This is a genomic window from Vibrio sp. ER1A (genome assembly GCF_000733315.1).
GTDB classification, from domain to species: Bacteria; Pseudomonadota; Gammaproteobacteria; order Enterobacterales; family Vibrionaceae; genus Vibrio; species Vibrio mediterranei.
Genome location: NZ_JPJA01000092.1, coordinates 517859 through 539305, shown reverse-complemented (window position 1 = coordinate 539305; position 21447 = coordinate 517859). Strand labels below are relative to the sequence as shown.

General features: G+C 44.2%; 20 protein-coding genes. 5 read left to right on the top strand and 15 right to left on the bottom strand.

The annotated features are described in order from the left end of the window. Positions 1–2: 2 nt before the first annotated feature. Positions 3–467, bottom strand: a complete 465-nt coding sequence (sixA, locus tag HW45_RS20830) for a phosphohistidine phosphatase SixA (protein ID WP_006070005.1) — start codon at positions 465–467, stop codon at positions 3–5. A gap of 293 nt (positions 468–760) precedes the next feature. Here sixA and HW45_RS20825 point away from each other — a divergent pair, with 293 nt between their 5' ends. After that, positions 761–3544, top strand: coding sequence for an insulinase family protein (locus tag HW45_RS20825; protein ID WP_038229414.1), 2784 nt, complete (start codon positions 761–763; stop codon positions 3542–3544). A gap of 39 nt (positions 3545–3583) precedes the next feature. Here HW45_RS20825 and fadJ read toward each other — a convergent pair whose 3' ends face one another. Together fadJ and fadI are read right to left on the bottom strand one after the other, a co-directional pair. Beyond that, positions 3584–5701, bottom strand: coding sequence for a fatty acid oxidation complex subunit alpha FadJ (gene fadJ / locus HW45_RS20820; protein ID WP_038229412.1), 2118 nt, complete (start codon positions 5699–5701; stop codon positions 3584–3586). After that, positions 5701–7023 carry an acetyl-CoA C-acyltransferase FadI gene (gene fadI / locus HW45_RS20815; RefSeq protein ID WP_216613687.1) on the bottom strand — a complete coding sequence of 441 codons (1323 nt, stop codon included), beginning with the start codon at positions 7021–7023 and terminating at the stop codon, positions 5701–5703. The genes fadJ and fadI overlap by 1 nt, the downstream gene beginning before the upstream one ends. A gap of 480 nt (positions 7024–7503) precedes the next feature. Between fadI and HW45_RS20810 the strand changes: the two genes are divergently transcribed. The 4 genes from HW45_RS20810 to HW45_RS20795 all read left to right on the top strand — a co-directional run bounded on the left by HW45_RS20810 (position 7504) and on the right by HW45_RS20795 (position 11819). Further along, positions 7504–8052 (top strand): sigma-70 family RNA polymerase sigma factor, encoded by a 549-nt coding sequence (locus HW45_RS20810; protein ID WP_370736766.1) that lies wholly within the window; start codon positions 7504–7506, stop codon positions 8050–8052. Further along, on the top strand, positions 8045–8761 hold the full coding sequence (locus HW45_RS20805; RefSeq protein ID WP_038229405.1) for a DUF3379 domain-containing protein: 717 nt from the start codon (positions 8045–8047) through the stop codon (positions 8759–8761). The genes HW45_RS20810 and HW45_RS20805 overlap by 8 nt, the downstream gene beginning before the upstream one ends. Positions 8762–9023: 262 nt before the next feature. Further along, positions 9024–10286: an outer membrane protein transport protein gene (locus tag HW45_RS20800; RefSeq protein ID WP_038229402.1), complete on the top strand. Its 1263-nt coding sequence runs from the start codon at positions 9024–9026 to the stop codon at positions 10284–10286. 291 nt (positions 10287–10577) lie between these two features. Continuing rightward, positions 10578–11819 (top strand): outer membrane protein transport protein, encoded by a 1242-nt coding sequence (locus HW45_RS20795; protein WP_038229400.1) that lies wholly within the window; start codon positions 10578–10580, stop codon positions 11817–11819. Positions 11820–12021: 202 nt separating this feature from the next. Here the strand turns inward: HW45_RS20795 and HW45_RS20790 are convergent, their stop codons facing one another. The 12 genes from HW45_RS20790 to HW45_RS20735 form a co-directional block, all read right to left on the bottom strand. Continuing rightward, complete coding sequence (locus HW45_RS20790) at positions 12022–12897, bottom strand: MlaA family lipoprotein (protein WP_038229398.1); 876 nt, start codon at positions 12895–12897, stop codon at positions 12022–12024. A 195-nt stretch (positions 12898–13092) separates the two neighbouring features. Then, a complete protein-coding gene (gene ccmI / locus HW45_RS20785; protein WP_038229396.1) occupies positions 13093–14310 on the bottom strand; it encodes a c-type cytochrome biogenesis protein CcmI in 1218 nt (405 codons plus the stop codon). Continuing rightward, positions 14310–14795 (bottom strand): cytochrome c-type biogenesis protein, encoded by a 486-nt coding sequence (locus HW45_RS20780; protein WP_038229394.1) that lies wholly within the window; start codon positions 14793–14795, stop codon positions 14310–14312. Before HW45_RS20780 ends, ccmI begins: the two co-directional genes overlap by 1 nt. Further along, the gene (locus HW45_RS20775; RefSeq protein ID WP_038229392.1) at positions 14792–15346 is read right to left on the bottom strand and encodes a DsbE family thiol:disulfide interchange protein; all 555 of its coding nucleotides are present in this window, start codon (positions 15344–15346) and stop codon (positions 14792–14794) included. Before HW45_RS20775 ends, HW45_RS20780 begins: the two co-directional genes overlap by 4 nt. Further along, the gene (locus HW45_RS20770; RefSeq protein WP_038229391.1) at positions 15346–17307 is read right to left on the bottom strand and encodes a heme lyase CcmF/NrfE family subunit; all 1962 of its coding nucleotides are present in this window, start codon (positions 17305–17307) and stop codon (positions 15346–15348) included. Before HW45_RS20770 ends, HW45_RS20775 begins: the two co-directional genes overlap by 1 nt. Beyond that, positions 17304–17789: a cytochrome c maturation protein CcmE gene (gene ccmE / locus HW45_RS20765; RefSeq protein WP_006069992.1), complete on the bottom strand. Its 486-nt coding sequence runs from the start codon at positions 17787–17789 to the stop codon at positions 17304–17306. Before ccmE ends, HW45_RS20770 begins: the two co-directional genes overlap by 4 nt. Next, a complete protein-coding gene (ccmD, locus tag HW45_RS20760; RefSeq protein ID WP_006069991.1) occupies positions 17786–17992 on the bottom strand; it encodes a heme exporter protein CcmD in 207 nt (68 codons plus the stop codon). Before ccmD ends, ccmE begins: the two co-directional genes overlap by 4 nt. Positions 17993–17997: 5 nt before the next feature. Next, a complete protein-coding gene (locus HW45_RS20755) occupies positions 17998–18747 on the bottom strand; it encodes a heme ABC transporter permease (protein ID WP_006069990.1) in 750 nt (249 codons plus the stop codon). 66 nt (positions 18748–18813) lie between these two features. Then, complete coding sequence (gene ccmB, locus HW45_RS20750; protein ID WP_038229390.1) at positions 18814–19482, bottom strand: heme exporter protein CcmB; 669 nt, start codon at positions 19480–19482, stop codon at positions 18814–18816. 1 nt (position 19483) lies between these two features. Continuing rightward, the gene (ccmA, locus tag HW45_RS20745; RefSeq protein ID WP_006069988.1) at positions 19484–20101 is read right to left on the bottom strand and encodes a cytochrome c biogenesis heme-transporting ATPase CcmA; all 618 of its coding nucleotides are present in this window, start codon (positions 20099–20101) and stop codon (positions 19484–19486) included. 289 nt (positions 20102–20390) lie between these two features. Next, positions 20391–20894 (bottom strand): DUF2802 domain-containing protein, encoded by a 504-nt coding sequence (locus tag HW45_RS20740; protein WP_038229389.1) that lies wholly within the window; start codon positions 20892–20894, stop codon positions 20391–20393. Continuing rightward, positions 20894–21388 carry a chemotaxis protein CheW gene (locus tag HW45_RS20735; protein ID WP_006069986.1) on the bottom strand — a complete coding sequence of 165 codons (495 nt, stop codon included), beginning with the start codon at positions 21386–21388 and terminating at the stop codon, positions 20894–20896. Before HW45_RS20735 ends, HW45_RS20740 begins: the two co-directional genes overlap by 1 nt. Positions 21389–21447: the final 59 nt, after the last annotated feature.

The following is a 21447-nucleotide window of genomic DNA, read 5'->3' as shown; positions in this document are numbered from 1 at the left end:
CCCTAAGGGTGAATGTGCCAGAGCACTTCGCCCTGCCTTCTCTCCACATCATACTCAATACACACTAAGCCTGATGTTGGAAACATTGGTGCACTGATATCACCGACAAACTCGGCAGTTAGGTAACCAACCAACGGCAAGTGCGATACCAGCAAAATTGACTCTAGATTTTCTAACTCAGCAATAGCTGACACATACTCAACCACGTCTTCCGCTTGACCATAAGGCGTAATATCGTCAGAGGTCACCACATCGTTACTACTAAACTCGCTACTAATTGCAGCCCAAGTTTGTTGTGCTCTCAGGTATGGGCTGACCAGCACTTTATCAAACTCCGAGTAACCTTGCTGTTTGCAAGCTCTCGCAACGATTACCGAGCATTCTTTACCGTGAGATGTCAGAGCTCGCTCTTCGTCGCTAGGTGCGTAATGGACAGCCTCGCCATGGCGCATTATAAAAACTTTCATATGTTTACCTGTTTCTACTGATGGTTAACTTCATCGTTCCATCGATACAGAGCTATACTTATTTAGAAAAATTAATTATATCAATTCACTTGCTAAAGGCTTCGACTTTCTTAACAATTTAATAAGTAGTCTAAAAATATTTGTAACTTTGTTTTTGCGTGTCTCTTATTTAACGTCATAATTATTTTACTTAAGTATTGGTAAACCCTGTTAGTACCAATAGTGAGACATTGCTTTTGTTGCCAGGTGCTTGGTTGAGCTGTCCAAGCTTCCGCTTAATCTGGAGAAGATAAGTGCATCTAAGTCCTAATGATAGTCGCTCCTATCGCTACCTTACTCTCAACAATGAGCTAAGAGTACTGCTTATTCAAGACATGCAGGCTCAAAAATCGGCTGCCGCTCTGGCCGTTAATGTCGGTCATTTTGACGATCCTGATGATCGTGAAGGGCTCGCTCATTACCTGGAGCATATGCTGTTTCTCGGCACAGACAAATACCCCAAAGTTGGTGAATTCCAGTCTTTTATTAGCCAACATGGTGGCTCAAATAATGCGTGGACAGGCACTGAGCACTCGTGCTTTTTCTTCGATATTTATCCAAACGCTTTTGAAAAAGGTCTCGACCGTTTCAGCCAGTTTTTTTCTGCCCCTCTTTTTAATGAGGAAGCGCTCGACAAAGAGCGTCAAGCGGTAGATTCAGAGTACAAACTAAAGCTGAATGAAGATGGACGACGTTTGTATCAGGTCCAAAAAGAGACCATTAACCAAGCTCACCCATTTTCTAAATTTTCCGTCGGAAATATCGACACGCTGAGTGATCGAAATGGGCAAAGCATTCGCGAAGAAATTGTTCGTTTTCACAACGAACAATACTCTGCTGACCTTATGACATTAGCACTCATAGGTCCTCATGAACTTGATGAGCTAGAGCAATGGGCTGCCGGCAAGTTCAGCGATGTGGGCAATAATCAATTACACGGAAAAGTAGTCGATGTCCCTTTTACAACGAAAGAACATACCGAAGTTCTAATTCAAGTAGAACCTATTAAAGAGATCCGCAAGCTGATTCTCTCTTTCCCATTACCTGCCACGAATCAGCATTATCACCAAAAGCCAATGTCATACTTCGCCAACTTACTCGGCTACGAAGGTCAAGGCAGCTTAATGCTTTATCTTAAAAACAAAGGGTGGATTACCTCGCTATCTGCTGGTGGTGGAGCGTCGGGCAGTAACTTTCGCGAATTCAGTGTCAGCGTCTCTTTAACACCTGTTGGCTTAGAGCATGTTGATGAGATCATCCAAGCCGTTTTCCAGTTTACCGCGCTAATAAAGTCTGACGGCATGGATGAATGGCGCTACGATGAAAAAAGGGCTGTCACCGAATCAGCGTTCCAGTTTCAAGAACCTGCACGCCCATTAGATCTCGTTAGCCACCTCGTAATGAACATGCAAAACTATTTGCCAGAAGATATTGTCTACGGCGACTATAAAATGTCTGGTTATGATGAAGAGCTATTGAAGCTATATGGTTCCTATCTCACCACAGACAATTTGAAAGCAACCTTAGTCGCTAAAGAGCAGCATTACGACCAACAAGCGAAGTGGTATTTTACGCCCTATTCAGTAACGCGTTTTACTGACGAACAGTTAGCATTCTTTAATCAGTTGCCTGCGTTTTCTGACCTTCCATTCGGATTGCCAGAGAAAAACCCATTTATTAACTACGATTTAAAGACCTACCCTGTTGAGTCCAATGGTGAGCACCCTGAGCTAATTGAAGACCTTGACGGCTTTAGGCTGTGGCACCTACAAGACGATAAATTCAACGTCCCAAAAGGCGTAGTGTTTATTGCTATCGATAGTCCTCATTCTGTCAATTCACCCAAGAACATTGTCAAGACTCGCTTATGTGTTGAAATGTTCCTCGACTCATTGTCTGAAGAAACTTACCCCGCTGAAGTGGCTGGTCTTGGATATGACATGTATGCACACCAGGGTGGTGTTACGCTGTCCATCTCAGGATTCAGTAAGAAACAGCCTCAACTACTGGAAATGATTCTTAAGCGATTCGCGTCTAGAGAGTTCAATCCTGCCCGGTTCGAAAGCATCAAATCTCAACTATTGAGAAGCTGGCGCAATACCGCCAAAGATCGTCCTATTTCACAGTTATTCAATGCGATGACAGGGATATTGCAACCAAACAACCCGCCTTATCCGGTGCTAATCGAAGCACTTGAGTCTATCGAGGTGGACGAGCTACCAAACTTCGTTCAGTCTATTTTGTCCGAGCTGCATATTGAGATGTTTGTCTACGGTGACTGGCATCGTCAAGGTGCACTCGATATCGCCACTACTTTGAAAGATGCCCTTAGACTGAATAATCAAAAATACGAAGAAAGCCTACGTCCTTTGGTCATGCTTGGGGAGAATGGCAGTTTCCAAAAAGAAGTGTTCTGCGACCAAGATGACTCTGCCATCGTGGTTTACTATCAGTGTGAAGATATTGAACCAAGAAGCATTGCGCTGTATTCGTTGGCGAACCACCTGATGTCCGCCACCTTCTTCCATGAGATTCGAACCAAGCAGCAGCTCGGCTATATGGTTGGTACCGGTAATATGCCGCTTAACCGCCATCCTGGTATTGTATTGTATGTCCAATCACCAAATGCGGCGCCCAACGATTTGATTCGTTCAATCGACGAGTTTCTAAACGCCTTCTACATGGTGCTACTAGAACTTAATGATTACCAGTGGCACAGCAGTAAGAAAGGTCTTTGGAATCAAATCTCTACCCCTGATACCACTTTACGAGGACGAGCTCAGCGACTGTGGATTGCTATTGGCAACAAAGACACAGAGTTCAACCAACGAGAGAAAGTACTAGCTGAACTTAAATCACTCACAAGAGCGGATATGATTCGCTTTGTTGTGAATGAGCTAAAACCCAGAACCGCCAATCGACTGATCATGCACAGCCAAGGTAAAGCGCATATTAACGCGCCACGCTTGGACCTAGGTTTCGAGATAGGCTCAATTGAAGAGTTTCAATTAAGGCCGAAGGATACGGATTTAGGATAATAATAAACCCCTCATTTGAGGGGTTTTCTTTTTTAACGCTTATTTATAGAAGGTTTCGTCAAGTCCAGCTCGAGTTAACAAGCCGTCGCATGGCGCAAAGCGGTCACCGTATTTCTCAGCGTGCTGGTTCATCAACTCAACGACTTTCTTAATTCCAATCGTATCCATATAGCGGAAAGGACCACCTAAGAATGGTGGGAAACCAATACCGAAGATCGCACCAATGTCACCATCACGTGGACTGCGAATAATGCCTTCGTCCAAGCAGCGCACTGCTTCGTTCAACATAGGTAAAGCGCAGCGAATAGCGATATCTTTCTCAGACATCTTAGCTTCAGGTTTTAGCCCAAGAACACTGTACACCGAGCTGTCCACTGACTTCTTCTTACCTTTATAGGTGTAGAAACCTTTACCTGTTTTTCTGCCTTTACGACCATCGTTTAATAGTTTGTCGAAAACATCCGGACCTTGGAATCGCTCGCCTAGTTCAGCGACTAGAATTGGCATGATCTTGGCGCCAATATCAACACCTACTTCATCTAACAATGTGATAGGTCCGACAGGGAAACCAAAGTCCAACAAAGCGTTATCAAGTGCTTCAATTGGCTCGTTTGATAGTAGAACGTTTGCCGCTTCATTCATGTAAGGCGCTAGAATACGGTTTACGTAGAAGCCTGCTTGGTCTTTAACAACAATCGGTGTTTTACCCTGCTTTCTGGCAAACTTAACCATAGTCGCGATAGTTTCATCCGACGTACCTTCATGCGGAATCACTTCCACCAACGGCATTTTATCGGCTGGACTAAAGTAATGCAGACCAACCACATTTTCTGGACGTTCCGCTTTTTCAGCAATCTGAGCGATAGGAATGGATGAAGTATTGGTTGCAAAAATGGTTTCTGGTTTAGCGTTGGTCTCGACGTCATTCACCATCTGTTGTTTCAACGACAGATCTTCAAATACCGCTTCGACCACAACATCGGCCTTGGCAAAACCGGTAAAGTCTGTGCCGCCAGCCATTTGCAACATTTGCGCTTGTAGCTCCGCTTTAGAGATAATGCGACGCTTACGCTTTTTCTCTAACAACTTAAAGTTGTAATTAAGCGCATTCACAATGCCTTCATTAGCAACATCTTTAATGCGAACCGGCACTTTCGCTTTGCATACGGTGACGTGAGTAATACCCGCCCCCATTAAGCCACCACCAAGTACCACAGCATTGTCGACGGCTTTAGGCTGTGCGTCACTACCAAATTCTTTCTTCATCTCTGTAGTAGCGAAGAAAATAGAACGTAACGCTTTAGATTCTGAAGTCATCACTAATTCGCCAAAGCGTTTAGCTTCATTCTCCAACCCTTTCTTCATGCCTTTTTCGAGACCATAGCGAATCACATCTAAAATGGCATCGGCCGCAGGATAGTTGCCGCGTGTTTTTTCGTTGGTCTTCTTCGCTGCTTGGTCAAAGATAACTTTACGACCAAGACCGGTACCTGACATCAACACTTCTTTCTTGGTGAGCTTTTTCGCTTTGCGCTTTTTGCCCTTATCTAAGAAATCTTTCGCTACGTCCAACAAAATAGTGTGCGGCACGCTTGCATCGACAACACCCAGTTTCTTCGCCTTTTTGGCTCGAAGTTGCTTACCAGTAAGAATAAGGTCAAGAGAAGGCAGTAGCCCAATAAGTCTCGGTAATCGCTGTGTGCCACCAGAGCCAGGAAGCAGACCGAGCTGAACTTCAGGTAGTCCTAGCTTAGTAATACCCGAATCACTACATACTCGGTAATCACAGGCAAGTGCGAGCTCTAGACCACCGCCCAAGCAGGGGCCGTGAATCGCAGCGACAACAGGGAATGGGAGATCGGAAAGCTGCTGAAACATCTCTTGCCCTTTTGCAGCTAACGCTTGTGCTTCTTCTGCAGATGTACATGCATCAAGCATTCTCACATCTGCTCCGGCAATAAAGTTATCCGATTTCAATGAGTGGACAATCAACCCTTTAAGTGCCGATTTTTTCTCTTCAAGCTCAGAAAAAACTTGTGCCATTTCATCGGCAAACTCAGCTTGAAGGGTATTCATTTTCTCACCTGGAACATCTATTCCAAGCCATGCAATGTTCTGCTCATCAACATTAAGATGAAAGGCTTTTTGCTCGCTCATTATTCTACCTCCAGAATCATTGCCGCACCTAAACCACCAGCCGCGCAAGCGGTGTTAAGCGCTAATCCACCACCGCGACGCTTAAGCTCGTTCAGTGTTTGCGTAATCATTCGTGCACCAGTGGCTGCGAATGGGTGGCCATAGGCAAGTGAACCACCAAGTACGTTGAATTTCTCCATATCGATTTCACCAATTGCACTCGAACGGCCAAGCTTTTCTTTAGCAAACGACTCGCTTGCAAACATCTTGACGTTAGAAAGTGCTTGGGCCGCGAAGGCTTCATGCATGTCGATAAGCGTTAAATCTGATAACGAGATTCCAGCGCGATCTAGTGCCATAGGTGTCGCATAAGATGGCCCCATCAGCATATCTTCACGAACGCCAATAGCAGAGAACGCATAAGAACGGATATAGCCTTTGATTTCTAAACCCAGCTCTTTAGCTCGACCTTCACGCATCAACATAATAGCTGCAGCGCCATCAGTCAGCGGCGTACTGTTAGCCGCAGTTACGGTGCCATATTGGCGATCGAATGCTGGACGAAGCTTACTATAGCTAGCAAGCTCTGAGTCATGACGGATGTTGTTATCTTGATCTAGGCTCTTCTTATATGGTTCAGGGAAGGCCGTCATTACCTCATCACGCACTTTGCCCTCTTTCCAAGCTTGCGCTGCAAGAGAGTGAGAGCGATGCGCTAACTCATCTTGTTCAAGACGGGTGATTCCATGAGATTTCGCCATCTGTTCAGCCGTTTGTCCCATGGATAATCCAGTCGAATACTCTGCAACCGCAGGTGGCACAGGCATAAGGTCCTTGAAAGACAACTTCTTAAGAATGCTAAGTTTTTGGCCGACTGTTTTAGTTTTACTCAAAGCAAGAAGGTTCGCAGCCAGTTTTTTAGAAACCCCAATAGGTAAAACAGAAGATGAATCGGCGCCACCAGCAATCCCAACATCAATGGTGCCAGCCATAATACTTTCGCAGACATTGGCAGCAGCTTGGAAACTAGTCGCACAAGCTCTTGTCACACTATAAGCGTCAGTATGAATGTTCATGCCTGTGCCAAGAACAATTTCTCGTGCAATGTTAGGGGCTTCTGGCATCTGAACAACCTGACCAAATACCACTTGGTCAATTAACTTAGGGTCGATATCGGTACGTGCCATCATTTCGGCAACGACCATCTTTCCTAGGTCAACAGCGGGTACTTGGCTAAATTCGGTGCTTTGGCGCGCAAAAGGGGTGCGCAACCCTGCAACTACAGCGATACGTTCGCCGTTACGGGTGGTGAGATCGATTTTCCCCACTTCCTTACTGCTCATAATTTCTCCTTCCTAAGAGGTCTGACCACAGCATTGTAACGAAGATGTTAAGAATTTAAAACAGTCGTTTAATAAAACTTGATGGATTTATTGAATAACGTGATATGGTCGACCAAAATGGAATATGAGAATGACGTAAGCTAAGCGACAATAGGAACAGTGAAAACAAGAAGATAGATTCTACGAGCAAAAAAAAACCACACAGTAAATTGTGTGGTTGGAATCTATAAAGCAATTAACTTGCGCCAATTGAAAATAATCAGTTTCCTGATTAGGAGAAAGTAAAGTCAGCCTTCAAAAGGAAGTGTCATCTTGCTCAACATGTTAGTCCCGAAAGACCAACGAGATGACAAGGGTTAATATAACCGCTCCTCAGGTCTTAATTTTGAACTAGATCAATTTTGAGTGACTTTGCCATCAATCTAGGGAAAAAAACACGAATCACAGAGCAAAATGGGGACTCCTGTGGCATTTATTAAAATGTTTGGAAAGAAATCTTCGAGTGGTCCGGTCAACTCGAATATGGACAAACAAAGAAAATACGAAGCACTGGTTCGTGCTTATCATAGAGATTTGTATCGATACGCTTATTGGTTGTGCAAAGATAAGCCGGTCGCAGAAGATCTCGTACAAGAAACTTGCTTGCGAGCTTGGAAGTCTCTGGATAGTCTCCAAGACGAAAAAGCAGCGAAGTCATGGCTTATCACGATTCTACGTAGAGAGAATGCTCGACGTTTTGAACGTAAGCAATTTGATCTCGTTGATATCGATGATTACGGCAATGATGCAAAGGTTTCTGATGATCCGCACCATCAGCAGGAATGGCTTCAAGCACAAATTATGAAACTCGATGTCGAGTATCGAGAACCGCTCTTTCTGCAAGTCGTTGGTGGCTTTAGTGGTGAAGAGATCGGCTCGATTCTCGACCTTAACAAAAACACTGTAATGACTCGATTATTTAGAGCGCGCAACCAGCTCAAGGAAATGTTGGAGTCTGCGGATTCACCTAGGGGGCAACACAATGGATGAGTTAGAATTCCGTCGTCGTATTATGTCCGATCCGAAGGCGAAAGATGCTGAGTTATTGGAAGCAATACAACAAAGTGAAAGCAATGCGAAATATATGGACGATATTTTGTCATTGGACGCTCGCATCGAACAAGCGATGAAAGTCGATGTTCCCGATGATTTAGCCGACCGGATCTTATTTAACCAACCAGAAGGCAATGTGGTCAAAGTGAAGTTCGGTAAGCGTGCGCTTTCGTTAGCTGCGTCCATCGCTTTCGCATTTGGCTTGCTAGTTGGCCAAGTTAATTGGGGAAATGTGGTCGTTTCACCGGCCCAAGCTTCGTTATCTGATACTGCTATGAAACACGTTCATGAAGAAATGGGCTTTATTGAGCCGCTTGATGAAAACGTCTCTAAGGCTCAAATCAATGCTAAATTGCTGCCATTTGCATATCAAATCGGTCAGAGCGTTCCTTACCATGTTTATTATTTGAATCACTGCGGTTTTGGTGAATCCAACGCAATGCACATGGTATTTCAAGGCGAGAAAGGTAAAGTTACTCTGTTCTTAACCGGCGTCGCAAGCGAGCAAACGAAATCTTTCGATAAAGACGGTATGGCAGGAATGGTCGAACCGATTGGCGACGCTAGTTTTATCCTTGTTGGTGAAGAAGGCGAAGACTTTAGTAAAATCGGCGAAAACATTAAGAAAATCCTTAACCCTGCTTAATTTTACAGATAAAAGAGCCCTATTTCTGAGTAGGGCTCTTTTTTTATTGATATCGCCATTTTTAGAGTACAAACTCTAGAAATAACCTTTTTCGATGCATTTCCTGCCAAATAGTCATCATTTATATACTTTTTACGCGATTTTAGTTACTGGTCAGATTTCTATTGCCTATACTAGCGATTAGGATCAGCCCCGAAATTGAGCATTAACTCAATTTTCACTAACGCCCAAAGAGGCGATTACAAAAAAGGATGTATACTAAATGACTACTTCGCGTCTGTATAAAAAAACACTATTAGCAGTGGCAGTCTCGTCACTCACTTTCGCCTCTCAACATGCAGCAGCAGCAGGTTTCCAACTTAACTCTCAATCAGCAACAGGTTTAGGTCGTGCGTTTGCGGGTGATGCAGTAATTGCGGATAACGCTTCGGTAATGGCGCGTAACTCAGCAGCTATGGCACTTTTCGATTCTCACCAGTTCTCTGGTGGTGTGAATTACATTAAGACAAGTATCGATGTTAAAAATATCGATTATGCATATCCAAATTCCGGTATTTCTGATGTAAATAACAGCAGCGGCACTCCTGTACCTAATATTTACTACATTCATCGTCTGAACGATAAATGGGCACTCGGCGCTGGTATTTATTCTAATTTTGGTACCAACAACAATTTTGACGACTCATTTGGAGCCGGAACTGGCGGTCCTCTTCCAGGCGGTGGTACTTACCCAGACGCTTCTGTTTTTGGCGGTACAACTGAAATTTCAAGCATCAACTATGCATTGAGTGCTTCTTATCGTTTAAATCAACAATGGAGCTTTGGCGCTGGTATCGATATCGTTCAGGGTAGCGGTAAGCTAATAAGAAGTGCAGCTCCTGGCGTAAATTTGGTAGACATCGAAGCTGATGGCGTGGGTGTGGGCTTTAATCTTGGCACCGTATTTGAGTTAAACGACGATAACCGTTTTGGTCTTTCATATCACTATAGCCCAGAAATTGAAGCTAAAGGCACTGTGAAATACGTCAATGACCCTTCAGCAGATAGTATCACTCTTCCTTTGCCAAGCATGCTTGAATTCTCTGGGTACCACAAAATCCAAGATACGAAATTTGCAGTGCACTATAGTCTGCAATGGATTGGTTGGAGTGCGTTTGACAAAATCGTTACAAATAATAACGTAACCGTTAAAGACTACGAGTGGAAAGACGGTTATCACGCGGCCATCGGCGGTACATATTATCTGAATGACGCTTGGACATTACGTGCAGGTTATATGTATGACACTGCTGCTCAAGATAAACTCACGTCAATTTCAGTACCTGATTCAGACCGTCAATGGTTATCAGCAGGCTTCGGTTATAACTTTAAAAAGCACCATACTGTTGACTTTGGTCTAACATACCTGATGGGTAAAGATGTAGATGTACAAGAAACACTAGACCCAGCACTTGGTACAATGCTTACCGCTACGACTAAAGCTAACGCATGGCTTGCAGGTATCCAATACAGCTACAGCTTCTAAGCTAAATAGCTAAAGTTCTTAAGGGTCGGTATTCCGACCCTTTTTTCTATCTACCCCTACTCTACCCTTCACTTTCAGCATACAACTGGTCATACCTTTTCTTAATTTTTGTATACAGATGTAAGCTGAATTTCTGAAACATCACCGTAACATCTAGATTATTAGCCCATAGGAATGTAGCTTTACGATATTTAAATTCAAAAATGATGTATTTGTAATAAATTAGTTTTAAAGCATTTACTCTAAAAATAGAATCACCGCTCTAAATGGAAATACTTTGAGCGAACAATAATGACAATTTCAAAACGAACTCCCCTATCTCTTGCAGTGGTTTTGGGGCTGCTCTCCTCTACACAGGTCTCAGCGGCAGGTTTTCAACTAGCAGAATATTCAGCGACTGGTCTAGGACGCGCATTTGCTGGTGAGGCAGCAATGGCTGACAATGCAAGCGCACAATGGCGTAACCCAGCAATGTTGAGTTATCTAGAAGGTACTCAGATATCTGGTGGTGTGCTTTATGTCGACCCAAATATTGACGTTACAGGCACCTCTTCAACATATGGTTACACAGAAGCGAAAGACATTGCTCACAGCGCACCTGTACCTAACTTATACCTCTCCCATCAAATTAATGATAGTTTTACGGCTGGCCTCGCTCTAGGGTCAAACTACGGTATGGAAACAGAGCTTGATAGCAGTTTCCTTGCTACCCAATATGGCAATCAAGCGAAAGTAATGACCGTAGAAGCTGTCGCTAGCTTAGGCTATAAAGTCAACGAGCAATTTAGTATTGGTGGCGGTATTCGTTTCGTCACTGGAGAAGGACATTTTGGTGCATCAGTTCCTGTAGCAGGCACTGACCTGAAGTATATGGAAGGAAAGGATAGCTCTTGGGGCTATCAGCTTGGTGCGGCTTGGCAGATTAATCCTGACAACCGTGTTGGTATTGCTTATAAGTCGAAAGTGACTATGGACTTCGAAGGTGATGCCAGTGGTTTATTAGTACCAAACCAAAGTATCGGTGGAACGCTCTCAGTCCCTCTACCAGCAACCCTTGAACTAGCTTCATTCCATCAGCTAAATGAAAAATGGGCAGTTCATGGAAGCATCAACTGGACTCAATGGAGTGACTTCGACAAACTTGTTGCCGAATACGACAATGGTATGAGCGATCATATTAAAGGTGAATACTGGAAAGATAGCTATCGTTTCGCTCTGGGTACTACGTACAGTTTAAATAAAAAAGTAACGTTGCGTGGTGGTGTTGCTTACGATATGTCAGCTGTTGACGATAAATACCGTACAACCACTATTCCAGAAACAGATCGTACATGGTTAAGTGCTGGTGCTAGCTATGCATTTACAGAACAGTTCACTTTGGATGGTGGTTTGACTTATATAATGGCGCGCAAAGCTCCGATCGTTGAACCTCGCGACTCACATGACCAAGCCGCGTCAGTTTTTGGTGATTTCACTGGTGAAATCTCAGGTGATGTTTGGATTGTAGGCGTACAAGCGAACTATCGATTCTAAATTCTTTATAATTTTCAACATGCTTTAAGAGATTCTCATTTTCACGAGAATGACGATTATTTTGATTAGGGATTACTCGTCATCCTCACGAAAGTGAGGATCTCATCCAACAAGTGTCATCCTCAACGACATTCTATTGAAGTCACCACACGCTTTAAGAGATTCTCGTTTTCACGAGAATGACGATGGTACCGACCGAAGGCTACTCAAAATCCTCCAAGTAGTCATCAATATAAGCTTCTTCCTCCGCATCCACTTCATCATCCACTACTTCTGCTTTGTAGTTCTGACGTTGGATATAAATATCCCGAGTAAGAGAATAAGGATCTGGTGACTGTTCGAGTGTTGCTTCTTGAGGGACGACTAGCGCGCGTTTTTCCATTCCTTCCAAGGCCCACTTGCCAAAGCTAGCCCAGAAGTTTAAGAAAGATATTGGCGGATATAATCCATCTACTACATCCGCACCTTCACGCAAGGTAATCGGTCCGTAACCCGGTATCATAAAGTATGGGCCCGTACCGACTCCATAATGCCCAATTGCATCACCGAACTCTTTTTTATCTCGCTTTTCAATACCGGCCGCAGACGCGATATCAATAAAGCCTAATAAACCTAACGTACTGTTTATCCAAAAGCGATTGAAGTGATCCAGCGCCTTGCCGCCGTTCCCCATAACAGCATTGTTTACAGCGCTAAACGGCTCGTCAAGGTTCGCTAGGAAGTTACGTACACCTAGTCTGACCGGGTCAGGCGTGTAGTTGACATAGGCGAGAGAGACGGGACGCACAAAATAGGGGTCTAAATAGTCATAGTTAATCGCCCACATTGCTCGGTTAAAGCTCTCGAAGGGGTCATAGACATCGGTGCCAACCTGAGTCGTATCATTGTCAGGTTGTTGTTCACTGTTCTCGACTTGCAGATCGCTGGACTCACTTGAGCTAGAATCCAAAGTCGTCGTTGTCTCTTGGCTTTCTATTGGCTGGATTTCTTCAGGAGATGAAGAGCAACCAAACAGAAATACGCAAGAAACAAAAACGGCAAAAAGAGTTATCTTTTTGCCGGTTGATGCTGACTGCATAACCTCATCCATAAGCCATGACAATCTGAGCAGATTCGTATTTTTCTATCCTAATACTTTGATAATTAGGAATTAAGCTCTAGATTGTTGTTATAACCACTAGTAATGAGTATAGCGGTATGCAACTACACAGGCTAGTTAAAGCAACAATCTAGGCCAATATTTATTAATCAGTATGACTATGTGTTATAGGCATTAGTACTGCTGATTAATAGACACCTCCACGGTATCACCTAATTTAGCAGGCTGGCTTTCACCAAACCAATCGCCATCACGAGTAGCAACATTACCATCACTGTCGATACGAACTCTCACAATAAGGCCATCTAAACTTGATAGCTTACGCCCTTCCATCATGCTGTTGTTATCATCCAAAACAACAGTGCGTGGGAAAGTGCCTAGCGGATATCGCGCTGCCGCAACTGGCATTGGCGAACCGTCGGCTGGATGTACTGAGACGATTAGTGCTGCATCATCTGGGATACGAGCATCAGGGCTTAGTGAAATCGTCACCGCCACTGACTTACCTTGAACAATCGGCTCACCCATACGCGCTTTGGCACTCTCAATGCTTCGAGAAAGCATTTCATAGCGGCTGTCTTCTGGACCAATCATTTTCTGCATAATCGACCAGTAACGAATAGCGCCAGGGAAATCTTCTCGCTCAAATGCATCAAATGCCAATAGCGAGAACACTCGAAGATCAACATACTCTTCTTGAATCAGGCTAGTAAGAAGGCTTCTTGCACGATTATTGTCCATTTCATCTTGAGACATCATCAGAGCTTGAGCGTAACCTAACTTAACATCTGCATCATTAGGCGTTAAGCGATAGGCTTTTTCCATCGCGTCTGTTGCGGTTGTCACGTCGCGATTTGCAAGGGCGATTCGACCTAACAGCAACCAGCCCGTTGCATCGTCTTTTTGGTAGTGCAAACGCGTACGCAATGCCAAAGTAAGATCTTGCATCTCATCTTCAGTCATTGGCTCAGCAGAGCCCGCCATCAGCTTCTTCGACAATTCAGGAAGATTAGCCGTGACTTCTTGCCAATTTTTCACCTTGGTTGACGCACCAAAATGCATATACATGCCGTAAGTCAAGATCACAACCAAAGCAACAGAAGGAATCAATATCGCCATTGGCGAAATATTGAATTTCTCGGTTTGTTGCTGCTGTTGTGGAATATCGTCAAGCAGTGATTGTTTAAGGTCATCGATTAAGTCTTGTTGGTTCTCTACCAAGCCTTCTTCGTTTTCCACTTCCAACTCAGAAAGACGATCTTTATAGAATGCCTTGTTTAATTCATCACGAAGCTGTTCATCGTTGTTGGCTTTCTTACTGCTAAGAGTGATTGCCAGCAGTGCGATTGCAACGACAACAAGACCGACTGTTGATATCCAAAAAAGTGTCATTATTGCTTATCTCCAGTCTCTTTTTCATCCAGCAACGCTTTCAGTTGAGCTTCTTTTTCATCGCTCCACTCGCTGCCTGCTTGTTCAGTTTGCTTAGCGCGGTTCTTACGACTGCGCATCACAATCAGACCAAAACCGAACACCACAACAAATAACGGGCCAACCCAGAGGATCGCCGTTGCGAATGTCAGCGGTGGATTATAAGTCACAAAGTTACCGTAGCGAGCGATCATATAGTCGATAATCCCTTGCTTAGATTTACCTTCTTTGGTCATCTCATAGACTTTCTGACGAAGGTCTACAGCAAGCTCGGCATTAGAGTCACCTATAGTATTGTTTTGACACTTAGGGCAACGCAGCGTGTGGTTTAGCTCTTTGAACTGGTTTTCCTGTTCTAACGAGTCAAACTCATGAACTTCAATTGCAGCATTAGCTGCCAACGCGAGCACTAATGAAGAAGCTAGAGCGATTAACCACTTTTTCATTTTTTCGCCTCCTCTAACATTTGCTGATATAGAGGCTGAAGTTTCTCACTCCAGTTACGAGCGTTCACATCACCAACGTGACGGTAACGAATCACACCATTAGCATCGATTAAGAAGGTTTCAGGCGCACCGTAAACCCCTAAATCTAAACCTAGCATACCATCACCATCGAACAGGCTAATCAAGTAAGGATTACCCAACTCATTAAGCCATTGAATCGCTTTGTTACGTTGATCTTTGTAGTTCAAACCGATGATTTTTACGCCATTCCCCGCAAGCTCATTGAGATACTGGTGCTCGGCATAACAAGTTGGGCACCATGTGGCCCAAACATTAAGCAGTAAAGGCTCACCTTTGAAGATATCCTGATTGTATAGCTTTCCAGGCTGGGCAAGATCTTCTAAACGAAACTCTGGAACGTGTTTGCCAATCAGCACCGATTCTAGCTTGGTAGGATCGTCCCCAGCCTGGTTACGCCCTAGCTGAACGGCAAAGACCGACACCAGAATTAGAAATGCGACTAAAGGAATAAATAGGATCTTCTTATTCATTATGCGTCTCCTTCCGCCTTCGCTGTCTTTCTGAAACGGTAACGTTTATCACTGATAGCTAATGCACCACCGATAGACATAATCAGTGCACCTAACCAAATCCAACGAACAAACGGTTTGTGGTAGATACGAACTGCCCATGACTTACCATCATCTAGACGCTCACCCATCGCAATATACAAGTCACGAGTCACTCCACGATCTATAGCGGCTTCAGTCATCATAGACTTAGCAGTGCGATAGAAACGCTTTTCTGCATGAAGGGTGTTGATGTATTTTCCATCTTTGGTGATTTCAAAGTCAGCGATATAACCATCGTAGTTAGGGCCATCTTTGTCACGCAGACCTTTGAAGTAGAAATCGTAGTCATTAATCTGGTAATGCTCACCCGGTGCTAAACGCACATCGCGCTCAATGCTATAGTTTTGCACCATAGCGATACCAATCACGCTTACCGCTAAGCCGATGTGACCCAACATCATCGCCCAGTGGCTGCGAGGTAGCTTAGTAATGCCTTTAGCAAAACTGTGGCGGTGAGTTGCACGCTCGTAAAGTTCAAAACCATGCATGGTAATGATCCAAGATGCCATCAACCATCCAAGGAATGCGAGACCTGTAAAGTATTCAGCCAAAACGGTTACCATCAACGCAGAGAAAGCAAGTGAGATAACACCAGAGATGACCATTGGCTTAATAAGCGTCGACATTTTGTCACGCTTCCAACGAATCAGAGGGCCAATACCCAGTAGGAACGCGAATGGCACCATTAGCCAAGTAAACAACATATTAAAGAATGGCGCACCGATCGATACCGAGCCCAAACCAATCTGTTTATGAACAAGTGGTAGCAAAGTACCAACAAGCACCACGACGAGTGCTGCCATCAACAGAACATTGTTACCCAACAGCGCGTTTTCACGTGACAGCAAGTCGAAGTTACCACGTACTCTCACCGAGGCTCCTTTCAAAGCAAACAGCAGTAATGAACCACCTATCACGAATACTAAGAAACCAAGGATAAACATACCGCGCGACGGATCGGAGGCAAATGCGTGTACTGAGACCAAAATGCCGGAACGTACTAAGAAGGTACCCAACAAACTCAAAGAGAATGCAGAAATAGCCAACAATACCGTCCAAGCTTTGAACGTGCCGCGTTTTTCAGTCACTGCCAACGAGTGCATTAATGCGGTACCCGCTAACCAAGGCATGAACGAGGCATTTTCAACTGGGTCCCAGAACCACCAGCCGCCCCAGCCAAGCTCATAATATGCCCACCATGAACCTAGTGCGATACCTAGAGTTAGGAAAACCCATGCAGCGGTTGTCCAAGGTCGAGACCAGCGAGCCCAAGCAGTATCCAAGCGACCTGACATCAATGATGCAATCGCAAAAGAGAACGCAACCGAGAAGCCAACATAACCCATATATAGCATTGGAGGGTGGATGATCAAACCAGGGTCTTGCAACAGTGGGTTGAGATCTCGTCCATTAACCGGGAAGAAAGGTAATGTTCTTAAAAATGGGTTTGAAGTAACAATGATAAACAGTAAGAAACCTACTGTGATCATGCCCATTACTGCTAGTACTCGCGCGACTGACTCTTGAGGCATACCACGGCTAAAGCTAGCTACAGCAACGGTCCAAGCCGCTTGAATCAACACCCAAAGTAATAATGAGCCTTCGTGAGCACCCCATACTGCCGTTAGACGGTAGTACCAAGGCAACTGAGTATTCGAGTTGTTCGCCACATACTGCAACGTAAAGTCGTTAACGTAAAACGCCCACTCGAGAATAACAAAGGACAACAGTAGCATAATGAACATACCCCAAGAGAGAGGCCTTGCCGTGTTCATCAGCAATGTGTTGTTTTTCGATGCGCCTATGAGCGGCAAAATACTGAGTAGCACTGATAAACTCAACGAGAGTATCAGTGCAAAGTGACCAATTTCAGCAATCATTGACCGCTTCCTTGTTTCTGTTCTTGAGAATATTGCAGTGGTTCATGCGTCTTCTTCATAGCTTCTGCTACTTCAGGCGGCATGTATTCTTCATCGTGCTTAGCTAGTACTTCAAAAGCCTCAATCTTAGTAGGCTCCACTAGTACTCCTTGAGCAACAATGCCCTGCCCTTCACGGAACAAGTCAGGAAGAATACCATCATAAACCACTGTCACCTTAGGACCGACATCAGCTAAATCGAAGCTGACGCGCAGTGATTCTGTATCACGACTTACCGAACCTGCAACCACCATTCCACCAATACGCAGGCGTTGGCCAATTTCAGGTTTTGAGCCGTCTTTCTTACCATTCACCAATTCCGTTGGTGTATAGAACAGATCCATGTTTTGATTAAGTGCATAAATGATCAAGCCAACAGTCGCACCGATACCAATGAAAATGGCCAGAATAATGCCGAGCCTTTTCTTACGCCTTGGGTTCATAGAGTGTTCTCCATATTTTTCGCTGCTTCGATACGCGCCTGCCTATCGACTTTAGCTTGAACGTCTTTAAGTAGTTTTTTTCCTCGTGACACGCTAGTCACAAGAAGAATAATCATGGACAAAAAGGTGATGCCAAATGCACTCCAAACATAGGAGGCATAACCTCCCATAGCAAAAAAGTCACCTAAAGATTCAAAATGCATAATATCTAACCTCTTTGCTTGGCTTGTTCAGCCAGTTTGATCACCCACGGACGGTGCCCCTCTTTATTGATGATCTCATTACGTAAACGAATCATCGTCACAGCTCCAAAGAAGAAGGCAAATCCGAAAATATTCAATAGTAGTGGCCACAGCATGTCGCTGGAAATCGAAGGTTTAGCGAACTTAGTAATTGTCGCGCCTTGATGTAGCGTGTTCCACCACTCCACAGAGAAATGGATTATAGGGAGGTTAATCACACCTACTATGGCAAGAATACCCGCTGCTTTTGCTGCCGTTTTTTGATCATCAAAAGCGTGGTAAAGCGCAATGACACCTAAATAAAGGAATAGAAGAATCAGTTCTGACGTCAGACGAGCATCCCAGACCCACCATGCACCCCACATAGGCTTGCCCCACACTGCACCTGTTAACAGCGCGATGAAGGTGTAGACCGCACCAATTGGCGCCATCGCCAGAGCCGCTAAGTTAGACAACTTAACCTGCCACACTAGACCAATAAATGCCGAAATCGCCATCGACATATACACGCCCATAGACCAAATTGCAGAAGGGACGTGAATATAGATAATACGGAAGCTATCACCTTGTTGATAGTCTGAAGGTGCAAAAGCAAGTCCCCAGACGGTGCCGATGGATAGACATAGTAATGCTATCGTGGCAAACCATGGTAAAAGCTTACCGCACAATTGGTAAGTGGTTTCGGGTTTGGCATAAGGATGGAGCCATTTCCACATAGTGTTTCTCACTCTTTGACGACATTTCTCTCATCGCCGAATCGGCAATGTAAGCGTGGTATATTTTTAGTTTACGCTAACTCTTAGTGCGGCACTGATAGCAAACGGAGTCAGAGTCATTGCTCCGGCTAACATAGCAGCTAGCAAAGCTAACTGACCATTATACGCAACACCCAATGATGCAGCATCAATCGCAGAGGTAGCAAATATTAGAATAGGAATATAGAGAGGCAATACGAGCAAACTCAGCAGCACCCCACCTTTTTGCAACCCAACGGTCAATGCAACACCGATAGCGCCTATAAAACTCAAGGTAGGTGTCCCCACCAATAAAGTTAAGACGACAGCAATCCATGTATTTGCGTCCAGTGATAGCAAAATCGCCAGCAGTGGACTAATAATGATAAGAGGCAGCCCTGTCAGCAACCAGTGAGCGATAATTTTAGCTATAACAACCAGTTGTAGGGGAATAGGCATGAGCATCATCTGTTCAAGAGATCCATCTTGGAAGTCATCTTTAAACAGTCGCTCCAATGACAAAAGTGCAGAAAGCAAAGCGGCTACCCACACAATACCAGCAGCAATACGCGCCAGTAAGTTTGGCTCAGGTCCGATACTTAATGGAAAAAGAGTAATCACTATGATGAAAAACCATAGTGGATTGAAAATATCGGCTTGACGACGAAACGCAATGAGTAGCTCTCGACGGATTATTTTCATCATGGACGCAATCATACTACTCTCCAAGTTTGATCTTTTTAAGTTTAGGATTGTCGCTAAACATATCTTGGTGAGTCGTTAACAATACGATACCGCCCTGTTCCGCATGGTTGAGAAATAGATCTTCTAGCACTTTAACACCCTGCTTATCGATCGCAGTCAGTGGTTCATCCAAAATCCACAATGGTTGCTTACTGAGCCAAAGACGCGCCAACGCTACTCTGCGTTGTTGACCTGCAGAAAGTTGAGCAACAGGTACATCTTCTCGACCAGCAAGGCCGACTTGGGTTAACGCAGAAAAAATCTGTTCCGTCGATGTGTCAGGAGCATGAATAGACTGATAAAACTTTAGATTTTCGAACGCGGTCAGATCGCGTTTGACGCCAGTTTGGTGTCCTAGAAACAACAAAGATTGGTGATAATCTTCCCGACTGGATTCGATTTTTTCACCGTTCCATTTGATCTCACCTTCTTCTTTATCTCCCAGTCCAGCAACAATACGCATCAGCGTGGTTTTACCGGTACCGTTTCGGCCCTCAATCTGTACGAGATCGCCTAATTGTAAAGAAAAAGATAAATTCTCAAATAATACGCGGTCATCGCGAATCGCTGTTAATTTTGTTACTTCTAACATTCATTTACGTACTGGTTCGACAGGGCGTCCATCTTACCATAGCTAAAATAGCGTTAAACGATAATGATCAAACTCGCTTCACGAAACTTGGTAAGAAACTATAAATTACTGTTCTTAAAACGAAATATATACCCACAAAGTGGTAGATATTTTCTTAATTTGTCATATCATGCCGAACCATAGAATAGCAAACCGTACACCTATGACGACTAGAAAAAGGTAAAGAATTGTTAACGTTGTTATTAAAATAGAACAAGGACATCAATGAGTTATTGATGTTCTGTAACGCCTATCTACTCTTTTTAAGGGAGGGATAACCTTTACTGGCGGGTGCTCGGACAGGTTGCTTTGCCTTGTGTAAAGGCGGCACTTTTTCTTTGCCGGCAATTTTGTTCTGCAGGGAGAGCATCAGCTCTGCTTCTGCCTTTGGAAGTTCGCACTCTTCGATAAGCTCGTTGATATCCGCGCCCAGTTTGACCATTTTGTTAGCACGAGTGTACAAACGACCGTCACTATCGACATTTTCCAGCTCGATAATACGCTCGGTTAGGTGAGCTATAATTTCTTCTTGTTCAGATACTTTCTGACCAAGTCCAACTAACACCGAACGTACTTCAAGAAGCTGTTTATTGCATTTTTCTACATCTTTCTCCAGCGCTCGCTTTTGCTGGCGAGCATGTGCCTTATGTAGATTCAGGCCACGATGAACCTTCACCAACCATACAAAGAGAATAATTGCTAATGCCACCGCTCCCCATAGCAGTGGTGACATCAAAGACACAGAGTCAATCATTATAGATAAGCCATTTCATCCCACTCATCTTCAGAGAGCAGTTTATTAAGGTCAACAAGAATCAACAATTTACCTTCACGGTTGCTCACCCCTTGAATGAACTTCGCGCTTTCATCTGTACCAACACTTGGCGTTGTATCAATTTCAGAAGAGCGCAGATAAACCACTTCAGCCACACTATCGACTAGAATACCAATAACTTGGCGTTCAGATTCGATAACAATGATACGAGTATTATCCGTGATTTCACCAGGCATCAAGCCAAAACGTGAACGAGTATCAATCACCGTGACCACGTTGCCACGGAGGTTAATAATGCCCAAAACGTAGTCTGGTGCTCCAGGTACAGGCGCTATCTCTGTATAACGAAGTACTTCTCGAACTTGCATAACATTGATGCCGTAGGTTTCTTCTTCTAACTGAAACGTCACCCATTGCAGCACTTCATCGTTAGCTTGATCTTTTCTTAGTTCAACATCCATCGTTTGAGACATAGTCTTCCTCTCAATTCATTTCTGCCTTGCTTCATAATGAAAGCGGAAGCAAATAGCAT